The sequence below is a fragment of the uncultured Candidatus Puniceispirillum sp. genome (genome assembly GCF_963979125.1).
Taxonomy (GTDB): Bacteria; Pseudomonadota; Alphaproteobacteria; order Puniceispirillales; family Puniceispirillaceae; genus Puniceispirillum.
Genome location: NZ_CAXBVX010000079.1, coordinates 1 through 9,113 on the forward strand (window position 1 = coordinate 1; position 9,113 = coordinate 9,113).

Below are 9,113 nucleotides of genomic sequence, written 5' to 3' on the forward strand. Positions count from 1 at the left end.
AGCATCATCCGACCGAAGGTCGATGGATGATCGCGGCATCAAGCATCATCCGACCCAAAGTCGATAGATGGATGTACAAATCATCCAAAAATATATATGCCGTCCCCCTTGTAGGGACGGCTTTTTATTGCCATTTTCTTATATATGGACGGCCTTGATTTCACCCTTGAACAAACCAAAGACATTAGTGCAATTAGCACTGATGATTGGAATCGTCTGGCTGGCGATGGCAACCCTTTTGTTCGGCATGAATTTCTAAAGGCAATGGAAACAGGTGGCGCTGTCGGTAATGACAGTGGCTGGGAACCTTTGCATCTTTTATTGCGTGATAGCGAAGGCAGTTTACTGGGCGCGGTGCCGCACTATATCAAGCACCATTCCTATGGCGAATATATTTTCGATCATAGCTGGGCTGATGGCTTTATGCGTGCGGGGGGTCAATATTATCCAAAATTGCTGGGCGCGGTGCCCTTTACCCCGGCGGCTGGCCCACGTTTGCTGGCACGCGACAATCGTGACGATATCAAAGCCGCGCTTGCCTATGGCATCACTCAATTAATTGATAAATACAGCCTGTCATCGGCGCATCTGAATTTCCTGCCCAAAGACGATCTTGCGCCATTGCGGGCGGCTGGATGGCTCATTCGCTCTGGCTTGCAATTTCACTGGCATAATAAAGACTATAAAGATTTTGATGATTTCCTGTCTGGCTTATCATCGCGCAAACGCAAAAACATCAAAAAGGAACGTCAGTCTGTTCATGATGCTGGCGTCCGGATGATCCAGTTAACTGGCAGTGATATTACCCAGACGCATATCGACACATTTTTCCGGTTCTACATATCGACCATCGATCGTAAATGGGGCGGTGCCTATCTGACGCATGATGTCTTTCGCGATCTGCACAGAACAATGTCTGATAAAATTTTGTTGGTACTTGCCGAATATCAAGGCCGAATCATTGCTGGTGCAATCAACTTTATCGGTGATGATTGTCTTTATGGGCGCAATTGGGGTGCCGACCTTGATATTCCAAATCTGCATTTTGAGACATGCTATTATCAGGCGATTGATTTTGCCATTGCACATGGCCTCGCCCGCGTTGAAGCAGGCGCGCAAGGATTCCACAAAGTTCAACGCGGATATTTGCCTGCCAAAACCTATTCGGCACACTGGATCGCGCATGATGGCTTCAAGGATGCCATTGCCCGTTTTCTAACTGCCGAAAGCCGTGGAATCGAAGCTGAAAAAAACCATATCGATTTTGTCAGCCCCTTTAAAAAAGATGGCTAGTTAAAAAATAGTTAGCCATCCTGTGGGGCTGGCAAAGCTGTCCGTTTACCGCTTGGCAAAGCACGTTGCGGCGGGGCTTTCACCTCAACCACAATTTCATCATCCTTGACATCGACAAAGGCAAGACCACCACCAGACAGCTCGCCAAATAGCAACGCATCGGCAAGTGGTTTTTTGATATTTTCCTGAACCACGCGGGCAAGTGGGCGGGCACCATAATTACGGTCATACCCGCGCGCTGCCAGCCAGTCACGCGCCGCATCACTCAGTTCAATTTCAACGTTGCGTTCGGCCAGCTGGGCATCCAGCTGCATCATGAATTTATCGACAACAAGCCGGATCACATCGCTTTCCAGCGGCGCAAACGGTATCATCGCATCAAGACGGTTACGGAATTCAGGCGTGAACATTTTCTCAATCGCTTCTATATCAGCCCCGTCATTCATATCACGGCCAAAACCAATCGCCTTTTTGGACAATTCCTGCGCTCCCGCATTCGTTGTCATAATCAAAATGACATTACGGAAATCAACCGATTTACCGTTATTGTCGGTCAGCTTGCCATGATCCATCACCTGCAACAGAATATTGAACAGATCGGGATGCGCTTTTTCAATCTCGTCAAGCAACAGCACCGCATGAGGGGTCTGATCGACAGCATCGGTCAAAAGACCACCTTGATCGAAACCGACATAGCCCGGAGGTGCACCAATCAGGCGCGACACTGTGTGACGTTCCATATATTCCGACATGTCGAAACGAATCAGCTTGATACCCAAGGCTTCGGCCAGTTGACGTGCCACTTCGGTTTTACCAACGCCCGTGGGGCCAGAAAACAGATAATTACCGACTGGCTTTTCAACTTCACGCAAACCAGCACGCGATAATTTGATTGCCGATGACAATGCCGAGATTGCCGCATCTTGACCAAAGACTAGGCGTTTCAGATCATCTTCAAGCGTTGCCAAAACCGCTTTATCATCGCGGCTAACATGCTTTGAAGGTATCCGCGCCATCGTCGCAACAGTCGCTTCGATTTCTTTTTGTCCAACAGTTGCCTTACGGCGTGAAGGTGCCAACAGATTTTGGGCGGCGGCAGCCTCATCAATCACATCAATCGCTTTATCAGGAAGCTTGCGGTCATTGATATAACGCGCAGCCAGATCAACCGCAGTCTTTAATGCAGCGCCTGTATAACGAATTTTATGATGCGCCTCATAACGACTTTTCAGACCATTCAGAATTTTAATGGTATCTGCCACTGTCGGCTCAGCCACATCGATTTTCTGGAATCGGCGCACCAGCGCACGATCTTTTTCAAAATGACCACGATATTCTTTATAGGTTGTTGACCCGATACAACGCAGATTACCTTCCTGCAAAGCTGGCTTTAACAGGTTAGACGCATCCATAGCCCCACCCGATGTTGCCCCAGCACCAATCACTGTATGAATTTCATCAATGAAAAGAATCGCGTTTTCATCTTCCTCAATAGCCTTCATGACCGCTTTCAAGCGCTCTTCAAAATCACCACGATAGCGCGTACCAGCCAGCAATTGCCCCATATCAAGGGCATAGATCACGGCATTCGTCAGCACATCTGGCACCTCACCATTATAAATTCGCAAGGCCAGACCTTCGGCAATTGCTGTCTTGCCAACACCCGGATCACCAACATAAAGCGGGTTGTTCTTGGTGCGGCGACACAACACCTGAATCGTACGGTCAACTTCACGGTCACGACCGATCAACGGGTCAATGCGCCCATTCGCGGCCTTGGCAATCAGATTAACCGCATATTGACTAAGCGGATCACTTCCAGAATCGTCAATCTGTTCACCCTCAGCCTGATCTTCAGCACCGCGGGCGATATTGCCATCCTTGCCGTGGCTAAGAAAAGACACCGCATCAAGTCGGGTCATGTTAAGCGACTTTAAAAACCATACAGCATGGCTTTCACGTTCGGAAAAGATCGAGACCAGAACATTAGCACCGGTGGCAACTTCACGGCCTGATGACTGGGTGTGGATAATCGCGCGCTGGATAACGCGCTGGAAAGACGCTGTTGGTTGCACATCAAGCGCATCCTTACTGCTGACAATCGATTCGAGTTCGACTTCAATATATTCTTCTAATTTGCGAGATAGTTCTTGAATATCAACATTACAGGCACTCAAAACCTCAAGCGCGTCGCTATCTTCGGTCAAGGCAAGTAACAGATGTTCAAGCGTTGCAAATTCATGCGCACGCGTTGTCGCGTTCGACATGGCACGGCGTAGGGACTCTTCCAGTTCACGAGACAGCATTTACCCTATTCCTTTTCCAATTGAAGTTGCAACGGATGTTCTTTCTGGCGTGCATATTCCATAGTCTTGCTGGCTTTGGTTTCCGCGATTTCAAAGCTATATATGCCGCAAATACCGACACCACGTTGGTGGACATTAAGCATGATCTGTGTCGCTTCTTCGGCAGTCCGACCAAAGAAATGCTGCAATACATGAACAACAAATTCCATCGGTGTATAATCGTCATTCATCATCACGACTTTATACATTGACGGTTTCTTTGTTTGCGTTCGGCTTTCCAGAATAATCTGGCCCGAACCCCCATCATGTTTTTTGTCTTTATCTGTCATAATCTGCTCGCTGGCATGGACGAATGCCGCACCTTTATCTTACTACATTTAACATTATAACCAAATTACCCGATATCGCTACATATCGCTGATCACATTTATGATATTGGCATTAAATAGCGCTGGAAAAGGGGTTGAATTAAAAAAAATCATGTCTTAGAGCCTAATTGAAAACATCAATTAAGAAAAAGGTGAATTTTTCGCTAAGATTCTTGATTGAAACCTTAATTCCGGTATGATTCCTGCACAAGTAGATTACGTTAACGCGCCGGTTGCGGTGCTTGTCAGGAAAGTATTTTATGGCTGTTATAAATATCTGCTTAACTGCTATGACCGAAGCCAAAGCACATCTGGGCAGGTCGATTCTTTCTGGCATAATGCCCGATGTAACATTCAAAAGTCTGCGGCGATTCATAATGTTTCTGATGCTGTCTTGTGGTGTTGTGGCATGGCCGCAATATGCTATGGCGTCCAAATACGCATCTATCGTTATCAATGCTGACAATGGCCGGGTTATGTATGCTCGCAATGCCGATGCCATGCGCTATCCGGCATCATTAACCAAGATCATGACGCTATATCTGCTATTTGAAGAAATCAAATCTGGCCGTATGGATATGGACTCGCGGATCGGCGTGTCCAAACTTGCCGCCAGCCGTTCGCCATCAAAACTATATCTAAAACCTGGACAGTCAATCAGTGCCGAACAAGCTATTTATGCACTTGTCACCAAATCGGCCAACGATGTGGCAACCGCCGTTGCCGAATCCATTTCGGGAACCGAGCGCAGCTTTGCCAAGCGGATGACCCGTAAAGCGCGCGCTTTGGGTATGCGTAAAACAGTATTTAAAAACGCCTCTGGATTGCCGCATAGTCAGCAAAAATCAACAGCCCGTGACATGGCGCGGCTGGCTATTGCCATGCGCCGCGATTTTCCACGATTATATAGTTATTTCAGCACCCAGAGCTTTAACTGGAAAGGCCGGAAATTTGGCAACCACAACAAATTACTGGCGCATTATTCTGGAACCGATGGAATCAAAACCGGCTATATAAATGCCTCGGGTTTCAATCTGGTTGCGTCTGTTGAACGGCATGGTGTGCGGCTAATCGGTGTTGTCTTTGGCGGCAAAACATCACGGTCCCGCGATGCACATATGATGAAAATTCTGGATGCGCAGTTTAAACGTGCAAAACCTGCCGCAATCAGCACGCAGGTTGCCGCCGTCAATATTCCGCAAAAATTACCAAAATCTCCACCTGAGCGTGGCTCACTTATCAAAGTAAGACGGCTTGCCAAACAGCCATTACCCAAAGAAGAATTTCTGGACGCGCCTGAACAAGACAAACGCCCTAGTGCCAGCAAAAGAGCCGCATCCGACATCATGCCTGCTATCATGATTGACGAAGTCTGGAGTGTACAGATTGGCAGTTTTGCCCAGCGCGTCAATGCCCACCGCGCCGCTGCCAAAGCGCGCCGGATGGCCGATAATGTGCTTGGCATGACACCGGCAAGGCTGACATTGGTGACAAGTGGCGATATGCCTTTATGGCGTGTGCGGTTTCACGATCTTGACGAAACCCAGGCACGGTCTGCCTGTGCGGTGCTATTTGCCGAAGGAAGCCCATGCATTGCCGTGCGTGAGCAAATCCGCAATACCAGCTGATCTGAAAATATCAGTGGATCTGATTATGCCAGCAAATCTGAAAATATCAGTGGATCTGATTATGCCAGCGGATTTGATTATGCCAGCGGATTTGATTATGCCAGCGGATTTGATTATGCCAGTGGATCTGATTATGCCACTATCTTAAATCATTGGCGTTACTAATATACACACATGCAATCATGGCTTGAAAAAATCATCCAGATGCGGCACCGCCGAATCGGGCGTACCCCACAGCGGATGACTGATGGCAAAAATCTGCCCCCGCACCCTTAGCATATCATTATCATCAAGCGCGCCGGGGGCAATCGATGTCCGCCCCTCGCCATGCATCCGATAGAACATGCTGGATCCGCAGGTGGTGCAAAAGCCGCGCTTGGCCCAGCTGGAACTATCATACCAGCGCAAGGCGGATGATGATGACGTGATCTTAAAACAATGGTCAGGCACCGATGTTGCGGCCCAGCTTGTGCCAGAAATTCGGCGGCAATCATCGCAATGGCAAATCAAAAGCGGCGTTAATGGCCCAATCAGGCGAAAGCGTACCGCCCCACAATGACAGCCACCATCAAAATATTTATTCTCGGTTCCAGCAATCGTCTCCAGCATCTGCGCCCTCCATTTCAAACCTATAATGCCTGATAATGGTTAACAAAAAGTGTGCAGAAACATATTTTTGACGATATTTTGCGAAATGTTTCACGTGAAACATTTCGTGAACAAATATATTTAAAATGGTGATACAGCGTTTTTGAAGGTTTGAATCTGTATCTGGATTGCATCTGAAACTGTGTCTGGATTTATGTTTTTGAAGTCTAAGGGCCAGAGTATAGCTGTTCGGAATATAGCTGTTCGGATTATCTATTTGGTCAATTCAGTTTCGACAAGACGCGCCCAATAGCTAGCCCCCAAGGGCAGAAGATCATCATTAAAATCATAGCACGCATTATGCAGATTTCCATCAGCCTTTGGTTGACCAGCGCCAAGCCAGATATAGGCCCCCGGTTTTTCTTCAAGCATAAAGGCAAAATCTTCGGACGCCATCGACGGTTCGATGTCAGTGACAATTTTATCATCACCCAAAACCAAGGCCGCGACAGTGGCAGCGCGATCCGCTTCGGCCAGATGATTCACCGTCGGCGGATAACCAGCGATCCAGTCAAGTTCCAGCCCGCATCCATATGTCGCGGCAGTGGTGGCGGCAATCTCACGAATCGATGTTTCCAGCAAAGTGCGCACATCCGCCGAAAAGGCGCGTGCGGTTCCTGCCAACCGCGCGGCACCCGGAATAACATTAAAGGCACTACCAGCTTCAAAAATCGTAACTGAGACAACGGCTGGTGACAAAGGGGAAACACGGCGCGAAACAATCGTTTGCAAGGATTGCACCAGCGCCGCACCACATATAATTGGGTCAACGCCCTGATGCGGCATAGCCCCATGCGCGCCAACACCATTGAGACGAATTTCGAACATATCAGCGGCCGCCATACAGGCACCCCGATGCACCCCAACGGTGCCAACATCAACCCCCGGCCAGTTATGCATACCCCATACCGTTTGCATGTCGAACTGCGTGAAAAGGCCATCTTCGGCCATTGCCTTGGCACCAGCACCTTCTTCTTCGGCAGGCTGGAAAATGAAATAGACCGTACCGTCAAAATTCCTTGTTTCCGACAGATATTGCGCCGCGCCCAACAGCATGGTCGAATGACCATCATGGCCGCAGGCGTGCATACGTCCGGGTATTTGTGACGCATGTTCAAATTCGTTCATTTCTTGCATCGGCAAAGCGTCCATATCAGCGCGCAAACCAATAGCCGCTGTGCTGTCACCAGTGCCACGCAAAACCCCAACAACACCTGTTTTACCCATACCGCGATGCACCTCAATACCAAAGGATTCGAGTTTTTCGGCGATAAAATCAGAAGTCCAGACTTCCTCATAGGCGATTTCAGGATGCGTATGCAAAAGATGGCGCCAGCCACGCATATCTTCATGACGGTCAGCGATTGAATTTATAACAGCCATTTGGCACTCCTCACGTCTTTAAGCTGACAATAGCATAAAGTGGCAGGCCGATGCTGGCCATGCGCAATAGTGGCATAATCGCCGCAGGCGTCAAGCCAAAGCAAATATGATATTTAGTGTAACATAATTTATGTTTTTGATATGGGTTTTGAAGCTGAATTTGCTATTCTTAAGGTGCAAGAATTGTTATTGACTATCGGGCTGCGCCAAAGTTGTGCGGTAGTTACGTATGACTTTGTTACGCATGTCGAAAGAAACAAAACCCGCGTCGGTGCCAAGACAGGTATCGAAGTGACCAAAGCGCACTGTGGCGCTGTATTTACCATGTAGCGCCCCCTTTGGGTGACAGGGACAACATGGCGTTTAAGGGAGTAGATGACATGGCCGGAAACCAGCCTGATCGAGGTAATCGCGGACTACCAGGCGGCAAACCAAAATATTCTGCCTTTGCCCTTGCGCGGCAATCGATGAGCTATCATCAGGACTGGCAACGCGCCTGGCGCGACGCCGAACCTAAAGCGGAATATGATGCGGTTATTATCGGCGGTGGTGGCCACGGGCTGGCAACAGCCTATTATCTGGCGGCAGTGCATGGCATGACCAATATCGCCGTGATTGAAAAAGGCTGGCTTGGCGGCGGCAATACAGGCCGTAACACCACCATCATCCGTTCAAATTATCTATGGGATGAGTCAGCTGCGATCTATGAACATTCTATGAAATTGTGGGAAGGTCTGTCACAGGACATTAATTTCAATGTGATGTTTTCCCAGCGCGGCGTTCTGACAATCGCGCATAGCGAACATGAAGTGCGCGAAATGTCGCGACGGGTTCATGCCATTCGTCTAAATGGCATTGATTCAGACATTCTGGGACCAAAGGAAATCAAGGCCTTTGTTCCCTGTATCAATATTGACCAGTCAATCCGCTATCCGGTTATGGGTGGTTTCCTGCAGAAGCGCGGTGGTACCGCACGGCATGATGCGGTGGCGTGGGGATATGCGCGCGCCGCAGATGATCTGGGCGTTGACATCATTCAGAAATGTGAAGTGACTGGACTGCGCCGTCAGGGACGCAAGATTGTCGGGATCGAAACAACACGCGGCTATATCAAAACCAACAAGGTCGGCTGTGTTGTTGCAGGTCATTCGAGTGTTGTTGCCGAAATGGCAGGCATCCGTTTGCCATTGGCCAGCCGCCCTTTGCAAGCTTTGGTGTCGGAACCAATTAAGCCAATATTGGATACCGTCATCATGTCAAATGCGGTGCATATGTATATAAGCCAATCAGATAAAGGCGAAATGGTGCTTGGTGCCGGCGTGGATAAATATAATTCCTATGCCCAGCGCGGGTCATTTCCCGTTCCCGAGCATATGCTGGCCGCCGCCGTTGAGTTGTTTCCAGTATTGTCGCGACTGCGCATGTTGCGGCATTGGGGCGGGATCGTTGATACCTGTCCAGACGCATCACCAATTATTTCAAAAACC

General features: G+C 48.8%; 8 protein-coding genes. 4 read left to right on the forward strand and 4 right to left on the reverse strand.

What is annotated here, in order from left to right:
* The first annotated feature begins 144 nt into the window (after window positions 1-144).
* Window positions 145-1,293, forward strand: coding sequence for a GNAT family N-acetyltransferase (locus tag ABNT28_RS08265; RefSeq protein WP_332924480.1), 1,149 nt, complete (start codon window positions 145-147; stop codon window positions 1,291-1,293).
* A gap of 11 nt (window positions 1,294-1,304) precedes the next feature.
* Here ABNT28_RS08265 and clpA read toward each other — a convergent pair whose 3' ends face one another.
* Window positions 1,305-3,599 carry an ATP-dependent Clp protease ATP-binding subunit ClpA gene (gene clpA / locus ABNT28_RS08270; RefSeq protein WP_348721369.1) on the reverse strand — a complete coding sequence of 765 codons (2,295 nt, stop codon included), beginning with the start codon at window positions 3,597-3,599 and terminating at the stop codon, window positions 1,305-1,307.
* Between the two features lie 5 nt (window positions 3,600-3,604).
* Window positions 3,605-3,928, reverse strand: a complete 324-nt coding sequence (gene clpS / locus ABNT28_RS08275) for an ATP-dependent Clp protease adapter ClpS (protein ID WP_332924824.1) — start codon at window positions 3,926-3,928, stop codon at window positions 3,605-3,607.
* 299 nt (window positions 3,929-4,227) lie between these two features.
* On the opposite strand from clpS, the gene ABNT28_RS08280 reads away from it, so the two are divergent.
* On the forward strand, window positions 4,228-5,595 hold the full coding sequence (locus ABNT28_RS08280; RefSeq protein ID WP_348721370.1) for a D-alanyl-D-alanine carboxypeptidase family protein: 1,368 nt from the start codon (window positions 4,228-4,230) through the stop codon (window positions 5,593-5,595).
* Window positions 5,596-5,775: 180 nt separating this feature from the next.
* On the opposite strand, the gene ABNT28_RS08285 is transcribed toward ABNT28_RS08280, so the two are convergent.
* Window positions 5,776-6,204: a GFA family protein gene (locus ABNT28_RS08285; RefSeq protein WP_332924827.1), complete on the reverse strand. Its 429-nt coding sequence runs from the start codon at window positions 6,202-6,204 to the stop codon at window positions 5,776-5,778.
* 252 nt (window positions 6,205-6,456) lie between these two features.
* Window positions 6,457-7,626 (reverse strand): M20 aminoacylase family protein, encoded by a 1,170-nt coding sequence (locus ABNT28_RS08290; protein WP_348721371.1) that lies wholly within the window; start codon window positions 7,624-7,626, stop codon window positions 6,457-6,459.
* Window positions 7,627-7,767: 141 nt separating this feature from the next.
* On the opposite strand from ABNT28_RS08290, the gene ABNT28_RS08295 reads away from it, so the two are divergent.
* Window positions 7,768-7,956, forward strand: coding sequence for a hypothetical protein (locus ABNT28_RS08295; protein WP_332924829.1), 189 nt, complete (start codon window positions 7,768-7,770; stop codon window positions 7,954-7,956).
* 50 nt (window positions 7,957-8,006) lie between these two features.
* On the forward strand, window positions 8,007-9,113 hold a 1,107-nt coding region (locus ABNT28_RS08300; protein WP_348721372.1), incomplete at its 3' end, for a sarcosine oxidase subunit beta family protein.

Coding starts and splice junctions, on each gene's coding strand:
- ABNT28_RS08265 (WP_332924480.1), top strand. CDS start 145: ATGGACGGCCTTGATTTCACCCTTGAACAAACCAAAGACATTAGTGCA.
- clpA (WP_348721369.1), bottom strand. CDS start 3,599: ATGCTGTCTCGTGAACTGGAAGAGTCCCTACGCCGTGCCATGTCGAAC.
- clpS (WP_332924824.1), bottom strand. CDS start 3,928: ATGACAGATAAAGACAAAAAACATGATGGGGGTTCGGGCCAGATTATT.
- ABNT28_RS08280 (WP_348721370.1), top strand. CDS start 4,228: ATGGCTGTTATAAATATCTGCTTAACTGCTATGACCGAAGCCAAAGCA.
- ABNT28_RS08285 (WP_332924827.1), bottom strand. CDS start 6,204: ATGCTGGAGACGATTGCTGGAACCGAGAATAAATATTTTGATGGTGGC.
- ABNT28_RS08290 (WP_348721371.1), bottom strand. CDS start 7,626: ATGGCTGTTATAAATTCAATCGCTGACCGTCATGAAGATATGCGTGGC.
- ABNT28_RS08295 (WP_332924829.1), top strand. CDS start 7,768: ATGGGTTTTGAAGCTGAATTTGCTATTCTTAAGGTGCAAGAATTGTTA.